Source organism: Rhizobium tibeticum, from assembly GCF_900110205.1.
Classification (GTDB): domain Bacteria; phylum Pseudomonadota; class Alphaproteobacteria; order Rhizobiales; family Rhizobiaceae; genus Rhizobium; species Rhizobium tibeticum.
Window position 1 is genome coordinate 1 of sequence record NZ_FOCV01000063.1, and the last position, 17,113, is coordinate 17,113.

Genomic DNA, 17,113 nt, shown 5'->3' on the forward strand with positions numbered 1-17,113 from the left:
GCCTATGAGGGATCGCTCACCACACCGCCTTGCAGCGAAATCGTCGATTGGATAATAGCGAAGGAACCGGTGGAGGTGGATGCGGCCGACATCAAGAGGTTCATTACGCTCTATTCGATGAACGCACGTCCCGCCCTCACTCCAAATCGTCGTTACATCCTGAGCTCCGGCTGAAGCGAGAAGAGCTCGTAGCCTTTCGAACGCCCCACCGGGGCCGATCGCACGATTTCAGCAGGCAAAGCTTTTGGCCATTGTTACCTTTGGCACCGCATCGAGCATACCGACCCGAGGGATATTGAATATTCCCTGCGGCGGCGGCGCAACCTGCGGGCCTGTGCTTTCGGCAATCTTTCCGCTCCGTACACTACGGAGGGAACGCATGCACTGCCAAATTTTCAGGAGCGACAGGCCGCGCCGTTACGATCGATCCGATGAAACCACCCTTTGTTGGTAAGTCGTACAGGCGCCAGCAGTGGCTTACCTGATTGTTTCGAACCCACAGACGCGCACCATTGAGGCCAGTCTGTTCCGAGAGTGGAACCACGACCTGCGACAGGGGGTGGGTAAGACCAAGTCCCAGAGCTTTTACTGCGGCTTCTTTACGAACCCAAAGGCGCAATAGTAGTTCAGGAGCATTCTTCATCGTCCGAAGCCGTCGCCATTCTGCCGGCGACCAAATGGTCTCAAGCCAGCTCCATTCAACGACTTGGTCGAGGCATTCGACGTCGATGCCGAGCAAAGGGTGGTGAGAGACGGCGACAAGTGCCAGACCGCCGCTCCGGCTCATCGAAAAGAACGGCCCGCCGAGAACGTATGGGCGACGCCATTGGCTGTACGCGAATTTCACATCCCAGGGCTCAATAATCAACCAACCTGCCAAGATCCGGCGTAGGGCCACGTGCGCCACTGCAAATCTTCGCGCGTCGTGTCGATTCTTCAAACCATGGTATTTTTCCTGCTCTTCGTGATTCAGCCAGGCAAGGCAGTCCGGCCACTGGTCGGGCAGAACGTTCAGATCAATCTGCCAAATCTTCACCAATTGAGACCCTTCTGTTTCCGTTGTGGTGATTCAACTTCGTCGCCGAACGTAGCATTGCGCCCTTAGACGCGAAGCGAACGTTCATCTCTGCTCAAGCGCCGCCACTCTCGATAGAGGACGATCATGGCAGTCAGACCAGCAGCAGCCTCACTGAGAACGGTACTGATGATGAGACCGTTGACGCCCAGCCAATGCGGCAACACTAGCAGCAGTGGTATCAGGAATAGGCCATGGCGCATAATTGCGAGCAGCGATGCCCGTGTCCCTTCGCCCTTGGCCTGAAGCAGCGCAATAGTAACTGCCATTGGAGGAAAGCAAACAAAGGCGGTGAGGAATGCAGCAATTGCGCGTTCCGCAACCGCGATAGCGGAGGACTCGCTAACAAACCAGGCCGCCAAAGCATGCGATTGGGCGATACCTATCAGGGCACACATCGATGAGAACGCCAAGGAGAGCGACAAAATTGCGGTCAATGCCTGCCGCACTCTGTCGCCCCTCCCCGCACCGATGTTATAGCCTATCGCAGCTTGGGTGCGGATTGAACGAAGCCGCTTGCGCGGCATTTGGAGCGCGGGATTTGCATGATGCGCTTCTGATTTGAAGGATTGGGCTGTTTTAGCCCAACCTTTGAACAGGAGATGACGATGACAGAGATAAGAGCCCGCTCCGCCGACGCATGATCGATGACATGACGATCCGCAATCTTTCGCCAGCGACGGTACCGGCTGGAGCGGGGTCCACGCGCCGATGATCGTCATGGTTCCGCCGCAACAGGAGCAGCGGTGCGGCAAAGGTGGTTTGCCCCAAGACGTCGAACGAAGAAAGCATTCAGAAGCTGGTAGGCCGCACAAACGCAAAGTTTCACAATGGTTGGCACGGCAAGTCTAAGAACAAGTGGCACCATGGCATCTTTCTCGATGCGTTCTAACCCGACCGATTTCATCTTAGCTCCTGCTTTGATCCAATACTGGAGTCCAGTGAGTCACTTTTGTATATTGCAAATCTCCCGAATGACTTCCGTCAGGTTATTCTGCAATTTAATCGCAGTTGACGTGGCCAATGATCCATCAATGCGAGAATAGTTATACTGTTGCAGCCTTGCGCCCTTGTGGTGGCGATGAGCGAGGCAATGGTCTTGCAGGTCAGGCGCCGATCTCGACGGCACGCGCCGAAACGGCCTCGGCGCGATCGCGGCCGATGTCGCGATAAAGGCGCAGGATGCCGAGGCATGTTCTGAAGCCTTGTTCCGGATGCGGCCGGCTGGCGAGGATGGCGACGATCAGCCCTTCGGTCTGCGGACCGATGGACGCGCCCCAGCGCCGGAAGCGCCGCGCAGTCCTGACATTGCTGGACATGCCCGCCCAGGCGAGCGATCCGGCACATCTCGACCGCACTCATGACTCGGCGTTCGACACGCCCGAGATGTCATCCGCAAACCTCCGTTCGCGGTATTGATTCAGAACTCAACTGATTTGGAAACCTCAAAAAGAGTCAGAGATCGCTCACGCTGGTATAAACAGGCGTTATTTTCGAAGGATGCGGCTACGGTCCGGCGCTAGTGATGCCGGCCGTTCCCAGTGTCAATATCCCATCATAATCCCGGGAATGGCCAGGCTCACCTGCTCGTAGAACCGTCTGTGTTGGCGTCGACATAATGAGGTTGCGATTGCACTTTCCGCCGTGCGAAGCGGCATGCCGGTTCAAATGATTGATACTGCCCCGCGATGTTGGGGTACCGCCTTCGACGCAAGAAGCTTAACGCTCAGGCCTTTGCACGGTCCTGCGATCACAGCCAGCCCGCCAAACCAGGAAAAGCAGACTTCCGAAATAGGCTAGCTGAAGAAGAAACGAGACCGCCGGTGTCGTGACAATCGTTCTCCGATTGGGAGACGCAATAGACCACGAGAGCGTTAGTGCACATGAGCAGCCATAGGATGCGGTGAAAGACTCCGAAGCGCATTACATTCTCCTTCTTCGCTCATTCGGCAATCGTGCCGCCCGCGATGTGAGTTTGGCAGTTTTTTGGACAGACGCGGGCGCAGGCCCCGCATCCGATACAGCGGCCGGGAAAATCCACGACCATGATCACTCGATTGAGCTCGCCATCGAAGTCGTCTTCCTCGCCATTGCAGACACCGAGAATTTCACCTGCATCGTCGATACCGTGAGGATGCATGACCTCCCGTGAGCAGACCTTGAAGCAGCGGCCGCAGCCAATGCACATCGCACGATTGATGGAAGTTAGATACTCCGGCATCCATCTGGACCCGTCGCGGGTCACGCATGAGCTTGTCATGTTGGATTCTCCAATGCAGCGAGTTCTCTTTTTGCAGCGTCCAACTCAACAAAGGCCTGAAAAGTTTTCTTCGCGACTGCCATGATTTCAGACCAATTGACTGGAAGGTCTTCGGCGAGATCGTGCAATTCCATCTTCGCATTCCCAGCACGCGACTGCAGCTTCCGCACTCTTTTCTTCAATTCTTCAAGGTCTGACATGATCTCTTTCCCCGATATGGGCCCCATCACGCCCGCGCCACGTCCGGATATGCTTTGATGACTGCGACCGCATCGTTGACCAGCCTCGTACCGGTTTTGGCGCAATCCCGAAGCGTATTGAAGCCAAACCGGTGAACGTCACGCAGGGTCTTTGACAGCAGGACCAACCTTTTGGTCGTAAACAGCACTCGCCCGAAGCCCTCCTGGTTGACCTCCATCGTCCGCGACACCAAAAGGTCCGAGCGCTCCTCGATAGCGATGCCGACGGCGGCGTAAAAAATATCGAGCTTCCACAGGACATGCGGATCGGGATCGCCGATGATCGGGATTGCTCGGCGCTGGTCCTCCGTGACGGTGAAGTGGGCCAGCAGTTCGGAGTTGCACTTGCCTCTCCACAATCCATAGGAATCTTCAGCGCGGATCAGCCGCACGAGGCATTTAATAAACGGGGTGCCGAAGATCTTGTCGTCATTGACGGTAGGAGTAACCGCAGGATCAGATAACGTTGTCATCATTTCAGTCCTCGTCTTCGAAGCTGGCTTTCTTTCCGACGGCGCCGGCTTCCGCTAGCACCTTGCGAAGCCAAGGTGGAGGAGCCGCCCTGAGCATTGTTTGAATGCGCGCCAGCACAGCGTCGATGGATTCAGGCTCCGGCACCTTGATTGGATGGATCTTTGCCGCAATAACCTTGGCTGCCGAAGGGCCGCCGATAGCCAGACAGAATAAGAGCTGGCAGCCCTTTAACGCTGCCACCTTCGGAGCGATGCGGTCATCACCTTCGGCTCGATGCATACCGCTCTCGTCGGAAACGTCATCGAACGCTACGGCCTCCACGAAACTCCACGCGTCGGGCGTCACGTCGTAGATGGCAAATCGTTTAGCCGACCCGAAATGCGCGTTCAGTCCTCTCATGTCTTGAGTGGCGATTGCTACTCGCAATGTGCCGACCTGCCTTTCGGGCCGCTGTTCCTGGAACTCGTCATTGACGAGCGAGAGACGACGAGTTGAGGTCATTTTGCAATTCCCGGCTACAAATTGGATTAGGTGCGCCTGATGTCGGCGGGTGTTGGTTAGCCTGAAAAATGTTGGCAACCTCGTAGATCATGTCGCGCGTCCCCTGATACAGGATTGTAAGCTTGTGCTGACTGCCTAGGCGGTCGAAGATCGGAAAGCCGATACGCATTAGCGGAATGTCGAGACGCTTTGCAGCTTGCCTGCCGTGCGAGTGCGTGACGAGAAGATCGGCCCCCGGGGCGAGGCGTTCTAGGTCACTGAGATCGCCCACCTGAACAGTCTCCGCTGGAACTATTTTCAGTATTTTTGAAGCCCCGGTCGTAGTGACGGCGGCTGTAATTTCCGCACCCATGCCAATGAAAAAATCAGCAAACTGGTAGAGCTGATCCGGCTCGGAGGCGATTGCGATCTTCTTGCCAGCCAGATGGAAATGTCCGTCGAGCATGGCATCCTGCAACTGCATGCGGCTGCGACGGACATTGGCGGGCGCTTGTTCGCGCGACATTGCTGTAAGCAGCCAGATAAGCCGGTCCGCGTTCTTTAGGCCTGTGAGCGACTCGAACAGCACGTATGGTACGCCGGTTAGCCGCTGCAACGCTTCAGCCGGTCGCCGCATCTGCTCGCCGATGGCGATGCACTGCATCGCGGCACCGAGCTCGCGGATGTCCTCTATTTTCGTGCCGCCGTACGTTGTGGGGATCCAGTGGTCGGGGACGGTGCCATCAAGCGCGCCGGACACATCGGGCAGTATTACCGGTTTGAGCCCGAAGGCCTCGGCCGTCTCGCGCAGATGCTCTATGTCGGCAACTGTTATGTTCCAGCCGGGCAATATCGCGACCTTCCTCGGATCGCGATAGTGCGTCCGAGGCCGAGTAATTCCCTCGATCATAGCGGCAACAGCTTTGGACCACCCCTCTTCTATCGCACCGTCGAAGTCCGGCGTCCTGGCGAGCACCACTTCCGTACCCGTGAGTTCTGTCGCCCGCTTGCGTTTGATGGTGGCCAGGTCCCCAGCGATATCTTCGTCGCGGGTCTCTACCAGTGCCGTCGTGCAAATCCCGATCAGCCGGGGCTTTGAGCGGGCTTTGAGATTAAGAATGGCCTCTTCGAGGTGATCCGCGCAGCCGACGACAATCGCAATTTCGTCCATCGCCGTCGTCTGCAGTGGGATCGGTTCCTTAAAATGTCTTACGAGCAGCACCAGCGCAAAGCTGGTACACCCCTGGCTGCCGTGGAACACTGGCATTGCACCATTGATGCCAAGAAATGCGAAGGCAGCGCCCAGCGGCTGAGACGATTTCAGAGGATTAATCGCCGCCGATTTAGTTTGGGGAAGGTTGCGGGCCATAAATATTACCTCAACAGTCATCACCGGCGGTTTCGCCGGCAAAATTTGATGGATTTGCTGTTCTTTCTTCCAACTTCTCCTCCGTGGTCATGGCCTGCTCCCACGGCGCAGGTTCGCGCACCTGCGCCCAGATCGGATTGTGGATTGCGAGGTCGATCTGGCGTGCGAGCTGCACCATGCCGTCATAACCGGCGTAAGCGTGATGTCGCTCCTGATTGATGTCGAGCCAAGGCATTTTCGCCTTCAGCGCGATAAACTGCGTGCGACCGCCCGACAGCATGATGTCAGCCTTTTGCTCGGACAACATCGAGTAAAGCTCGCGCGGTGCCATCGACTCGAACAGGTGGTTTTCGTCCTTTAGAATTTGCTTGATGCGCTCCTTATCATCGGCCGTCGATTTCTTGACCGATGTGCCGACGATCTCCATGCCGATTTCCATTAACGATTGGACGACCGACCAGGATTTCACGCCCCCAGTGTTGAGAAGCACGCGCTTGCCTTCGAGCCGGGGGCGGTAGACTTCCAGCCTCTTCCACGCTGTTTCCTCTTCATCCACGACCAGCGCTTCCGTGCGATTGAGAAGCTCGGTGTCGGCGCCTTTCATTACGAGCAATTGAGCGATCCGCCGCAGCGCTTCAGAGGTGGCGGAAATGCCGTAGAAGGAGCCCTCGAAAAAGGGAATGTCCCAGCGCTCCTCCATCTTGCGAGCGAGATTGATCAGAGCGGTCGAGCACACCATCATAGCTGCACGTGCGCGGTGCGCGGAAGCAACCTGCAGATAGCGCGCGTCGCCCGGAATGCAGGCGCGGACACGGATGCCAAGCCTGTCCAAGAGCGGCTTCACCAGCCAGAATTCGCCTGAGAGGTTGAATTCGCCAAGGATATTGATGTCGTGAGGGCCGGGGTCATCCGGCTCTACCGTACCTATGACATGGTCGAGTAACGCCTCCCCGGCGAGTTTGTTACCGAGGTTCTTCGAACCCGTGAACCCCGGCGCATTGACCGGCACCACCGGTATGGCGAACTTTTCCGCCGCGCGCTTACAAACCGCCTCGATGTCGTCACCGATCATCGCCGTAACGCAGGTTGCATAGACGAAGATTGCAGCCGGCGCATAGCCTTCCTTGATCTCGCGGATCGCTTTGAAGAGCTTCCGCTCACTGTGGCCCATTACTATATCGAGTTCGGTAAGATCGGTGGTGAAACTGGTGCGCCATAGCGTGGGACCAGACGATGCAGCCCCGCGATTGTCCCAGGAATTGCCTTCGCAGGCGAGCGGCGCGTGTATCAGATGCGCGACGTCAGTGATCGGCTGCAGCACAACCTTGGCGCCGTCGAAAGCGCAGCCGCCGGCTGTCGCTCCAGGGATCAACGGCTTGGAGCAGCCCTTTTTGCGCGTCTTGGGGTCCTTGTTGCGATTTCCCTCGCAGGCAGGCTCGTCGAAGACATCTTGGATTTTGACGGTGAGCGAGGACATGCATTGGCCTTCAAGTTCGGTTGGGAGATGGCCGACCTAGCCGGCCGCCGCTCTTAGCGAGTGAGGTCGTACGAATAATCCGTCACACCCGGCTGCATCGTCTCGCAATCGAGTTTGTCGAAGATCTTGTCGAGGATGGTCGTTAATAGACGTAATCCGCCTTGGTAGCCCATGATGGGAAAGCGGTGGTGGTGGTGCCTGTCGAAGATCGGAAACGTCAGCCGAACCAGTGGCGTGCCAGTGTCGCGCTCAAGATACTTGCCATAGGAATTGCCAATCAGCAGATCCACCGGCTCGGTGAAAAGCAGTGAGCGCATTGCCCAGAGATCTTTGCCCGCCCACACCTGTGCATCCTTGCCGAAGGGCGAGGATGCGAACAGTTCCTTCATCTCGGCCTCCCAGGCTGAGGTGCCGTTTGTGGCGAGGCAGTGTGTTGGCTCGCCACCGGTCTCCATGATGAACCGCGCCATGGCGTAAACGAAGTCCGGATCGCCGTAGATCGCGTATTTTTTGCCATGTAACCAGGACTGGCTGTCAGCCATTGCATCGATCAGTCGTCCGCGCTCCAGGCGGATTGCCTCAGGAATTTCCCTCCTGGAAATCTCCGATATCTTCATCAGCAATTCGTCGGTCGCCGTGACGCCGAGCGGATAGTGAAAGGAAGCCGTCGCCTGTCCGATCTCGTTGCAATATTCCAGCGTCTTGCGCGTATTGTAGTGCTGCAGCGACAGTGTCGCCTCCGCGTTCAGCGCCGCTTTCACGTCCTCGATCTTGGTTCCTCCGTCGTACATGCGGAACTCACCGTCGGAAGGCGTATCGAATTGGTCGGAGGCGTCCTGGATGAACACGTAGGTCACCCGCATAATATCGAGTAGCCGCTTTAATTCGCGATTATTACCAACGCAGAAGCCGTCGAAGCCCGGAACGATGTTGATGCAAGCAGCGACTTGCGTGCGCGCCGTGCCCTTCCAGAAATTCTCGAGCACGCCTTTTACCATGCTGTCATAGCCATCGACATGGCTGCCGACGAAGGCGGGCGTGTGGGCGAAGGGCACGTCGAAATCGCGCGGGACGGAGCCCTCGTTTTTTGCATTTTCAATAAAGCCGTGCAGGTCATCGCCGATGACCTCTGCCATACAGGTGGTCGAGACCGCGATCATCTTCGGGTCGTAGAGCTTATAAGTATTGGCGAGACCGTCGACCATATTCTTCAACCCGCCAAATACAGCCGCGTCTTCTGTCATGGAAGATGAGACCGCAGATGACGGTTCCTTGAAATGGCGCGACAGGTGCGATCGATAGTAAGCAACGCAGCCCTGACTGCCATGGACAAACGACATCGTCCGCTCAAATCCGGCCGCAGCGAAAACTGCGCCGAGCGGCTGGCAGGCCTTGGCAGGGTTCACGACAAGCGCTTCGCGGGCTAGATTTTTTTCGCGATATTCCCAGGTCTTGGTGAACTCGCGTTGATCCGAAACAACCTGGTCCGGGTGTGGACATTCGAAATTCAGCTTTTTCTCGGCAAGCATTTGCCTGTATTCCGGCTCGCGGAACAGAGGAGCGTGATCGAGAACTTTTTCGGCCGATTGCGGCATAGTGGTCACCTTTTTAAATCTGGCCGCGACTTGCGGCGACACAGAAACCTTCGAGATTTTTCAGGTCTCCCGCGACCGTTTGCCGCGAGAGACCGGGCTCCTATTCGGCTGCAACTGCCGTTGCAGGCGGCGCCTTTTTTTTCCAGGGCGCGTCGTAGAGACCCCAGACCGGATTGTTGATAGCGAGATCCATGTCGCGGGCGAAGATGGCGAAGCCGTCATAGCCGTGATAGGGGCCGGAATAATCCCAGGAGTGCATCTGACGGAACGGAATGCCCATCTTCTGTACCGGGTATTTCTCCTTGATGCCTGAGCCGACGAGGTCGGGGCGAATCCCCTCGATGAACTTCTCCAGTTCGTAACCGGTCACATCGTCGTAGATCAGCGTGCCCTTTTTGACATAGTGGCCGGTGCGCTGATAGTCGTCGCCGTGGCCGAATTCGTAGCCGGTGCCTACGATCTCCATGCCGAGGTCCTCGTAGGCGGTAATGACGTGACGGGGGCGCAAACCGCCGACGTAAAGCATCACCCTTTTGCCATCTAGGCGCGGCTGGTACTTCTCGGTCACAGCCTGGACGAAGGGCTGGTACTTGGCGATGACCTTCTCAGTCCGATCCTCGATCTCCGGCCCGAAATGCTTGGCTATGCTGCGCAAAGAGGCTTCGATCTGGGACGGACCGAAAAAATTATACTCCATCCAGGGAATGCCATATTTTTCCTCCATGTGCCGAGATATGTAATTCATCGACCGGTAGCAGTGAATGAGGTTGAGCTTGGCCTTCGGTGCGCGCTCGACTTCGGCGAGCGTGGCATCCCCGGACCAATTGCCGACCACACGCAGCCCGACCTCCTCGAGCAGAATGCGGGAGGCCCATGCATCGCCGCCGATGTTGTAATCACCTATCACGTTAACGTCGAAGGGACCGGACTCGAATTCCACCTGTTTCTTGTCGAAGACCCAATCGCGGATCGCGTCGTTGGCGATGTGATGACCTAGCGATTGCGACACACCACGGAAGCCCTCGCAGCGCACCGGCACAATGGTTTTCTTGTGCTCCTTTGCTTTCTTTCGCGATACAGCCTCGATGTCGTCGCCAATCAGGCCAATTGGGCATTCGGACTGCAAGGTGACGCCGTTATTAAGCGGAAACAGTTCCTCGATCTCATCGATGACCTTCTCCAGCTTTTTGTCGCCACCGAAAACGATGTCCTTCTCCTGGAAGTCGGAGGTGAACTGCATTGTCACGAAAGTGTCGACGCCTGTCAGGCCGACGTAGTAATTGCGGCGCTGTGACCAGGAATATTGGCCGCAGCCGACCGGCCCATGCGAGATGTGAACCATATCCTTAATCGGTCCCCAAACGACGCCTTTTGAGCCGGCATAGGCGCAGCCGCGGATCGTCATCACGCCTGGAACGGACTTAATGTTCGACTTTACGTCGCATTCGGAAACCGCGTTCGCGCCCTCGCTGGATCCCTCTCCGCCCGTTGCGACACCGAGGTGCTTACTGCGACGCTTCGCCGCCTTGTCGGGATACTGCGACAGCACGTCCTCGATAAGCTTCGCGTGGAAATCACTGTTATTCTCGTAGTCGAGGCTCATTGGGCCTGTCCCCTTTTTAAAGGTTCGGATGAAGCCTCATCAACGAGGCATTGGTGCGTGGAATGGCGCGCTGCGTAAAGCTGCGCGCCGCCCCTGTCGGCAGGCCTGTTAGTGGACGGCTGCCGCCTTCGCTTCCTTGGCGTGAAGCTCGGCAAGCATCTGCTCGTCGGTCTTCATGATGCCGAAGTCGAGCAGCATGTCCTCCAGTTCCTCCATGGTGATGGGGGTCGGGACGGTGCCCTGGCCCGAATTTGCATGGATCTTTTCAGCCAGTGCGCGATATTCCGCTGCCTGCTGAGATTCCGGCGCATATTGGATCACCGTCATCTTTCTGAGCTCAGCGTGCTGGACGATGTTATCGCGCGGCACAAAGTGAATGAGCTTGGAATTAAGCTTGGCAGCCAGCGCTTCGGCGAGGTCGAGCTCGCGGTCGGTCTGACGCTCGTTACAAATCAGGCCGCCCAAACGCACGCTGCCGGCGCTGGCATATTTCAGAATACCCCTGGCGATGTTGTTGGCGGCATAGAGGGCCATCATCTCACCAGACATTACGATGTAAATTTCTTGAGCCTTGTTTTCGCGGATAGGCATCGCGAAGCCGCCGCACACCACGTCGCCGAGGACGTCGTAGGAGACGTAGTCGACATTGTCGTAGGCGCCGTTCTCTTCTAGAAAGTTTATCGATGTGATAACGCCGCGTCCGGCGCAGCCGACGCCTGGCTCGGGACCGCCAGACTCCACGCATTTGATACCTCTGTAGCCAACCTTGAGCACGTCTTCGACCTCGAGGTCTTCCACCGAACCTTCCTTTGCCGCAAGATCCAGAACCGTGTCCTGGGCCTTCGAGTTCAGGATAAGTCGGGTGGAGTCTGCCTTTGGGTCGCAGCCAACGATGAGGATTCTCTGCCCGAGGTCAACAAGAGCGGCGAGCGTATTTTGGGATGTGGTGGACTTGCCAATGCCACCCTTCCCATAGAATGCGATCTGACGCAGAGCTGCCATGCTTTCTTTCCTTCACTTGTTTGAACCAATGCGGTTGCCCGCAACGTGGATGCCGCCGGCAGCTTCCGCCGCCTCGCCTGAAGTGTTTCAAGAGTCGTGCCAAGCAGCTAGATTGAGGTGGACAAAAAATATTTGCTGCTATTCCAGCTATTTAGACGGCAAAGGGGCGCCGCTTAAGGAAATAAAGCCTTGTCGCGGACCCGACAAAGGTTACGACGGTGTCATGAGTTGGTTATCACAAGTCAGAACGGCGACGAGTTTGTGCTGGTCTAGGGCGCAGGCCCTCTCAGATTGAAGTGCTCGGTTTGGTTCAAATGTAGTATGCCAGACAGCAGTTCCGAAAAACCTATTTGCTACACCGAGCCTCAATGGCCCGTGGTGTCACGGTTTTAGGCAGTGGGACTGGAAAGCTCGACGGCTATAGCGGATTGCGCGCGGCTTCACCTTTCAAGCGTCACGATATTACGTCCGGTAGTGTTTGGGATGTGAGAGTAGGTTTTTAAACAGTCACCGGTACTTCAGTGTACAATTGCAGGAAATTGGCGGAGACAGTTCTTTTTTCAGGTCGCGCAGGTGACCGGTCGCAGGGACCGACGGCCAGTTTGGATTGGTTGTGATTGCTCAAGCAGAGACCTCGCCGCGCGTACATCGACCATTCGACCCGGACGAGGACCTAGCGCGAAGCCGGACGCGACGAACTACCCGACCATCCGCCCGATAACGCTGTCTCCCATCGGCTCTTGACGATAATCCAGCATGCGCTGTGACATCGGCGTTAGCTACACCATATGCCCAGCGTCATTGTGCACCCGCAACGCCATTGTGTCGGTTTGCGGAGGCCCCTATCGCGCATGCGCGGCGCTTGAAATAATCAAGCAGACGAACCGTAGTGCCTCAAACCTCCAGATGACCAAGCGATTTGTTGACTGCTGGGATGATCTTTTCTCCCCAGAGCTCTATCTGACGCAGCATTGTATTCTGGTCGAGGTCTCCCAACTGAGTCTGAATGGCAATCTGGTCCGGCTTCAGGACTTCGACTTCTTGCAGGAGGCGATCAATTACTCGGTTTATGCTGCCGATCGGCAAGTTGTGGAGCATAGTCTCGAAAGACAGATCCTGCTGCGTCGGCCTTGCCTGCAGCATATAGCCATCCTGGCTCTGCTGGCGACGCTGATACAGCGCTTCGGATAGCCGGCGCTGGAAACGGGCGTTGTCGAGATACCGGTCGATCTCCGCTCCATCATCGCTGGCGTAACAGCAGCGCAGCAGCGATACCTTGGCGTCGCTAGGGCTCTTGCCCTCGGAAGCTGCCGCCTTCTGAATGGTTCCCCGCACCGCGCCCAAAATCTCCAAACCGTCGTGTAACGCGGTTACGAAAAGATTATGTCCCTCACGATAAGCTCGGCGCATGCTACGCGTAGACGCAGTTGCGATCCAGATCGGCGGGGCGGGCTTTTGAATGGTGGGGACCGATATCGCCGTGGGGGGTAGCTGCATGAAGTGGCCGTTGTGCGAGAAGACATGTTGATTGAGACCTTTGAGCAAGATGTCCAGGTATTCCGAAAATATGGCCGGCGCCTCATCGATGTTGACGCCGAAGCGCTCGAATTCGAACTGCTGATACCCTGAGCCAACACCGAGCTCGAGGCGGCCGCTTGCAACCACATCGGCGAAGCCGATCTCGGCGAGCAGGCGCTGCGGCTGATAAAGCGGAAGCACGCAGACAGCAGTGCCGAGGCGAATGGTGGTGGTCACACCGGCGCAATGAGCGACCATCATCAAGGGCGACGGAACTAGGCAGTAATTGTTGAAGTGGTGTTCCGCGAACCAGGCGGTATTGAAGCCGGCCTGCTCCGAAAGGATGGTCTGTTCAATGGCGTCGTGGATGACGCTATCGGACGATTGATGGTAACCGCGCTGAGTGGCCAGCATGAATGTTGCGAATTCCATGAATGTTCTCCAATGAAAGAACTCAAGGGGAAAACACCGCCATTCGGAGTTTTTCCTTGAGTTCGGTTATGTTTTGACCGGCATTGGCGCCGATCGGCTAAGTCTCTTCCTTGCGCTAGCCAGTTTTTTTTCGTCCTTCGGTTCTTGTTCGCGGTGGGGAAGATCAGATGATGCGCGCAGCTCTTGGCGGCCGCGGGGTCGATCCCGCTTTGATGGGGAGTAGTCGACCACCTCGCCGCAAGCCGCTATTGCCAATCACCGTCAGCCGCCGCGTGGAAGGCTGAAGCTGATCCAATGAGACGTTCCGTCTCGATCAGGCCACGTCGCAAGCCACGTGAGCGGGAGCTTGACGGGCGCGACCGGTCGCCTGGGCAATTCCCGGTACTCACGCATCTCAGATCACTGCTGGCGCGTCCGCGCGCTGGACGAGGTCAAGCCGCCGACCAGCGTCGATCCGGTGATGTACACTGCCTGCGCACTAACCAAAAGACGAACCGCCCGAGCGACCTCGTCGGGCCGAGCCATGCGCCCCTTTGGTACGCGGCCCCTGACTTCGCGAGATCAATTTTGCCCACGCGTTCTAACTCCGCGATCATCGGAGTGCGCACGTAACCGGGCGCTATCGCCGTCACGCGGATGCCGCGTGACGCCCATGCGCATGCCATTGCCCACGTTTACGATGACAGCTCAAGGCTTCATCCGCCGCGCCGTTTCGCGCGCCATGATGTAAGGTCCAATGAGGTTTATCTCCAGCGCGAGTTGAAAATCTTGGGCACAAGTGTCAACTGTCGCAGCAAGATCAGGCCCCACAGCCGCATTGTTGACAAGCTCTCCAATGTGCGAGAACCGCTTTTCAATATGGCTGTAAAGAGAGAGGAGGTCTGCTTGCGAGAGACGTCGCACTCAAGACCGAGATGCGGATGGCCGAGCTGGCAGCTCATTTCAAGCACGCCGCTGTCCGGAATGTCGACCGCGACGACAGTGTCTCCACCCGTGGCAAAAATATCGACAAGCGCACGGCCAATCCCGCCTGCAGCACCTGTAACCACGACGACGCGTCCTAGCTGTTTCACGAGAAGTCCTCTCGGCGAGGAGTGATCTGTCTCGGTAGACCAGCACTAGCAGGCGACGCCGGATTCTGCTTTATGCAGATCCGCTGCGTTCCAACGCCACCCTTGGGGATGAGGCTGCACTTGTAGGGCAAAACACCGGCCGTCCTCTCGGCAAGATATTGTCGGCGAGGGCGTGGCTCGATTTGAGGTGGGACTTCGTTGGGATCTCGTAGTTGCTGCGCCAGCATCGGGCTCTCGATGCCCGAATACGTGGCTGGCGGGGTCATGACCCTGAACAGACGACCATTTAAGCGCATCTTCACCGAGCAGACGTCGGCAGCAGGGAACGCTGGGTGTCGCAGATTAATCATGGTCCTTCGCCTCCGATGCCGGTCCGGTTCTCCAGGTGATTTTTCGAAGGTATGATGCCCTTCAAAAGCGCATAAACTGGATCATTCGGATGAGGCGCTCCAATCGGCTGCCGCGATCCAAACCTTTCGCATTCTGGAGGCGCGGGTGGGCTCTGTTGCTCAAACCAATCGTAGATCACGGTTCGTTCGGCGATGCGCCACTCCCCTTCCCTCTTGTGAAACAGATCACAGTAGCGGCCGCACAGGAGCATCTGGCATATCTCACCGGCCTTGTCCGGCCCGCGTTGCAGCGCCATGAAATAGCTCTCGACTGCTGCCTCTGACGGGCCGGAGAATTCGATCAGTATATTCGCTATCTGATGGACATTACGCGGTCCGGTCTTGAAGATACCTAGTGCAAGTCGGATGAAGCCCTCGGCCGAGCCGGTATAGGCACCATGATTGTCATGCGCATCCGGCCAGTACGCACTCCGCAGCGCCGCCTCATCCGCCCGGTCGATCCCGCGGCAATACCGATAGAGGCAGTCGCGGATCGCCTCGCGGTCGAGTAGTTCGGTTATGCTTGCTTGGTCCATCGGCTCATTCATTTGGGGTTCTGAGGTTGGAAGTGGCGTTTTCATGCCTTCACCTGCGCAGCCAAGGTTTCGTATTTTTGGCGTCGGCGTAAACTTAAAGCCCGGCAACACCTAGCTCTGATGGCCATAGACGGCGGATCGCGGGGCACCGTTATCCGTCTTTTTCGCTTCGTGCCCGATCACGAGGATCATCATTACACAGGCCACCAGCCCCGATACGAATAGTGCGCCATACATCATCGGTCCGACCTTTTTTGCCCCGAACGACGGCGAAATTGGTTCAGCGCCTGGAGTTTCCTGGTCTGCTCAATAGCCATGTCGACGCGCTTGCGCAGGACGGCCGACTGCCGTTCGACCACTTCGGACGCCGACGTCGCCCCAATCGGTGCTTGTAGATGCGAAAATTCGGCGCAGACGTTGGCCTGCAGTGCAGCAATCGGCGACAGTGGGTTACCGATCCTGATAGTGGTCTCGATGATGGGCTTGAACATTTTCTGGGCGTCAAGAACCGGCGCCAGCTGCTCGCCTCCGCAATCGGTCGCTCTGGCGCGGTCTAAGGGTGGTTTTTCGACAGCTTCAAAAGGCTTTTCTGCGATCCTCGTCATTTCTTTCCTCGGTAGACAATGGTTTTGTCCGTGCATTTCGCATCACGACCAGTTTACGCTCTCCAGCGATCGCGGTTGCCCATCGACGTGAATGCTAGCCGGGCCACGCCTTTAAGGAGGTTCAAGACTCATGCCAGTTCGGCTGACGGCGCTAAAAAAGATTTTATGTTTTCTTTTCAGCTATCTAGCCTTAGATAAAGGCAAAGATTCGACCAAAGAAGGCTGTGTTGTGGATGCGACAAAGCCGACAAAATTGTCGGCGCTCTCGTTTAAAACTGCTACGCTCCCCCGGACCTTATACGAAACTTCGTTCCGTTTAGCACATCACATGCCGTGGCTTGACGCAGAAAGAATGCCGACGGTTGGCGAGTGCGATGGCTCTTCGTTTCTCTCTACCGGTTCCGTTCGAGTCGGCCGGGACCAGGTCAGAATCAAATTTTGAACTCCGAATACATGGCCCCCATGAGTAATGGGCGCCGTACCTTCCTTGATCCGAAAGGTGGGGATCCGCGCCAGCCATTCATGGACCCCTATGGCAATCTCCCGCCGGGCAAGATTTGCTCCCAGGCAAAGATGAGGACCATAGCCATACGCTATGTGGCGGTTGCCCCGTCGTGTCAGGTCGATCGTGTCAGGGCACTTAAATTCGGCGGGGTCGCGGTTGGCAATCATCGTGGCGCAGGAAACGAAGTCTCCCTTACGGATCGATACACCTTCAAATTCGACATCTTTCGTAGCCACACGAATAATCTGAACGGTTGAATAGGCGCGCAACAGCTCTTCAACCGCGAGCGCGATCCGGTCCGGTTCTCTCCGTAGCAATTCCTGATCCTCTGGATTGCGTGCGAGATAGGCCAGATCAAAGCCTATCGCGGCAGCGACCGTGTCTAGTCCCGCAATCAAGAATAGCACGCCGATACCGCGGACTTCCTCGTTTGTCAGGGAGCGACCCTCAACCTGCGCCCGCACGACGAACGTCATGAAAT

At 56.9% G+C, this 17,113-nt stretch carries 20 protein-coding genes and 1 pseudogene; 1 reads left to right on the forward strand and 20 read right to left on the reverse strand.

What is annotated here, in order from left to right:
* Positions 1-174: carbonic anhydrase family protein (locus BSG20_RS32310; protein WP_177309915.1), on the forward strand; the 174-nt coding region annotated here is incomplete at its 5' end.
* 190 nt (positions 175-364) lie between these two features.
* Here BSG20_RS32310 and BSG20_RS32315 read toward each other — a convergent pair.
* The 20 genes and pseudogenes from BSG20_RS32315 to BSG20_RS32405 form a co-directional block, all read right to left on the reverse strand.
* Positions 365-1,036, reverse strand: a complete 672-nt coding sequence (locus BSG20_RS32315; RefSeq protein WP_244541510.1) for a 4'-phosphopantetheinyl transferase family protein — start codon at positions 1,034-1,036, stop codon at positions 365-367.
* A gap of 65 nt (positions 1,037-1,101) precedes the next feature.
* On the reverse strand, positions 1,102-1,797 hold the full coding sequence (locus tag BSG20_RS36045) for an MATE family efflux transporter (RefSeq protein ID WP_244541509.1): 696 nt from the start codon (positions 1,795-1,797) through the stop codon (positions 1,102-1,104).
* Positions 1,798-2,181: 384 nt separating this feature from the next.
* Positions 2,182-2,394, reverse strand: coding sequence for a hypothetical protein (locus tag BSG20_RS32325; protein WP_208611021.1), 213 nt, complete (start codon positions 2,392-2,394; stop codon positions 2,182-2,184).
* A 400-nt stretch (positions 2,395-2,794) separates the two neighbouring features.
* On the reverse strand, positions 2,795-2,935 hold the full coding sequence (locus tag BSG20_RS38040; protein WP_083540050.1) for an exopolysaccharide production repressor protein: 141 nt from the start codon (positions 2,933-2,935) through the stop codon (positions 2,795-2,797).
* An 82-nt stretch (positions 2,936-3,017) separates the two neighbouring features.
* Complete coding sequence (fdxB, locus tag BSG20_RS32335; protein WP_072381882.1) at positions 3,018-3,335, reverse strand: ferredoxin III, nif-specific; 318 nt, start codon at positions 3,333-3,335, stop codon at positions 3,018-3,020.
* A complete protein-coding gene (locus BSG20_RS32340; RefSeq protein WP_072381884.1) occupies positions 3,332-3,535 on the reverse strand; it encodes a CCE_0567 family metalloprotein in 204 nt (67 codons plus the stop codon). Before BSG20_RS32340 ends, fdxB begins: the two co-directional genes overlap by 4 nt.
* A gap of 26 nt (positions 3,536-3,561) precedes the next feature.
* Entirely contained in the window at positions 3,562-4,047 is a 486-nt protein-coding gene (locus BSG20_RS32345; protein WP_072381903.1) for a NifX-associated nitrogen fixation protein, read from the reverse strand.
* 4 nt (positions 4,048-4,051) lie between these two features.
* Positions 4,052-4,549: a nitrogen fixation protein NifX gene (gene nifX / locus BSG20_RS32350; RefSeq protein ID WP_072381886.1), complete on the reverse strand. Its 498-nt coding sequence runs from the start codon at positions 4,547-4,549 to the stop codon at positions 4,052-4,054.
* Complete coding sequence (gene nifN / locus BSG20_RS32355; RefSeq protein WP_072381905.1) at positions 4,515-5,897, reverse strand: nitrogenase iron-molybdenum cofactor biosynthesis protein NifN; 1,383 nt, start codon at positions 5,895-5,897, stop codon at positions 4,515-4,517. The genes nifX and nifN overlap by 35 nt, the downstream gene beginning before the upstream one ends.
* Before the next feature lie 10 nt (positions 5,898-5,907).
* Positions 5,908-7,374 (reverse strand): nitrogenase iron-molybdenum cofactor biosynthesis protein NifE, encoded by a 1,467-nt coding sequence (gene nifE, locus BSG20_RS32360; RefSeq protein WP_072381888.1) that lies wholly within the window; start codon positions 7,372-7,374, stop codon positions 5,908-5,910.
* 53 nt (positions 7,375-7,427) lie between these two features.
* Positions 7,428-8,969 carry a nitrogenase molybdenum-iron protein subunit beta gene (nifK, locus tag BSG20_RS32365; RefSeq protein ID WP_072381890.1) on the reverse strand — a complete coding sequence of 514 codons (1,542 nt, stop codon included), beginning with the start codon at positions 8,967-8,969 and terminating at the stop codon, positions 7,428-7,430.
* Between the two features lie 100 nt (positions 8,970-9,069).
* Positions 9,070-10,572 (reverse strand): nitrogenase molybdenum-iron protein alpha chain, encoded by a 1,503-nt coding sequence (nifD, locus tag BSG20_RS32370; RefSeq protein WP_072381892.1) that lies wholly within the window; start codon positions 10,570-10,572, stop codon positions 9,070-9,072.
* Positions 10,573-10,680: 108 nt separating this feature from the next.
* Positions 10,681-11,574 carry a nitrogenase iron protein gene (nifH, locus tag BSG20_RS32375; RefSeq protein WP_027513822.1) on the reverse strand — a complete coding sequence of 298 codons (894 nt, stop codon included), beginning with the start codon at positions 11,572-11,574 and terminating at the stop codon, positions 10,681-10,683.
* A gap of 894 nt (positions 11,575-12,468) precedes the next feature.
* Positions 12,469-13,524 carry an LLM class flavin-dependent oxidoreductase gene (locus tag BSG20_RS32380; protein WP_072381893.1) on the reverse strand — a complete coding sequence of 352 codons (1,056 nt, stop codon included), beginning with the start codon at positions 13,522-13,524 and terminating at the stop codon, positions 12,469-12,471.
* Positions 13,525-13,955: 431 nt separating this feature from the next.
* Complete coding sequence (locus BSG20_RS39040) at positions 13,956-14,189, reverse strand: hypothetical protein (RefSeq protein ID WP_368681551.1); 234 nt, start codon at positions 14,187-14,189, stop codon at positions 13,956-13,958.
* A gap of 22 nt (positions 14,190-14,211) precedes the next feature.
* Complete coding sequence (locus BSG20_RS39045) at positions 14,212-14,427, reverse strand: SDR family oxidoreductase (RefSeq protein ID WP_072381895.1); 216 nt, start codon at positions 14,425-14,427, stop codon at positions 14,212-14,214.
* 14 nt (positions 14,428-14,441) lie between these two features.
* Positions 14,442-14,597: pseudogene (locus BSG20_RS39050) on the reverse strand (SDR family NAD(P)-dependent oxidoreductase); the annotation flags it as partial.
* Positions 14,598-14,943: 346 nt separating this feature from the next.
* On the reverse strand, positions 14,944-15,522 hold the full coding sequence (locus tag BSG20_RS32395) for a nuclear transport factor 2 family protein (protein WP_083540051.1): 579 nt from the start codon (positions 15,520-15,522) through the stop codon (positions 14,944-14,946).
* Positions 15,523-15,758: 236 nt separating this feature from the next.
* Positions 15,759-16,127, reverse strand: a complete 369-nt coding sequence (locus tag BSG20_RS32400) for a hypothetical protein (RefSeq protein ID WP_072381901.1) — start codon at positions 16,125-16,127, stop codon at positions 15,759-15,761.
* A 324-nt stretch (positions 16,128-16,451) separates the two neighbouring features.
* Positions 16,452-17,113, reverse strand: a 662-nt coding sequence (locus BSG20_RS32405; RefSeq protein WP_143147581.1) for a cytochrome P450, incomplete at its 5' end; no start/stop codon positions are given.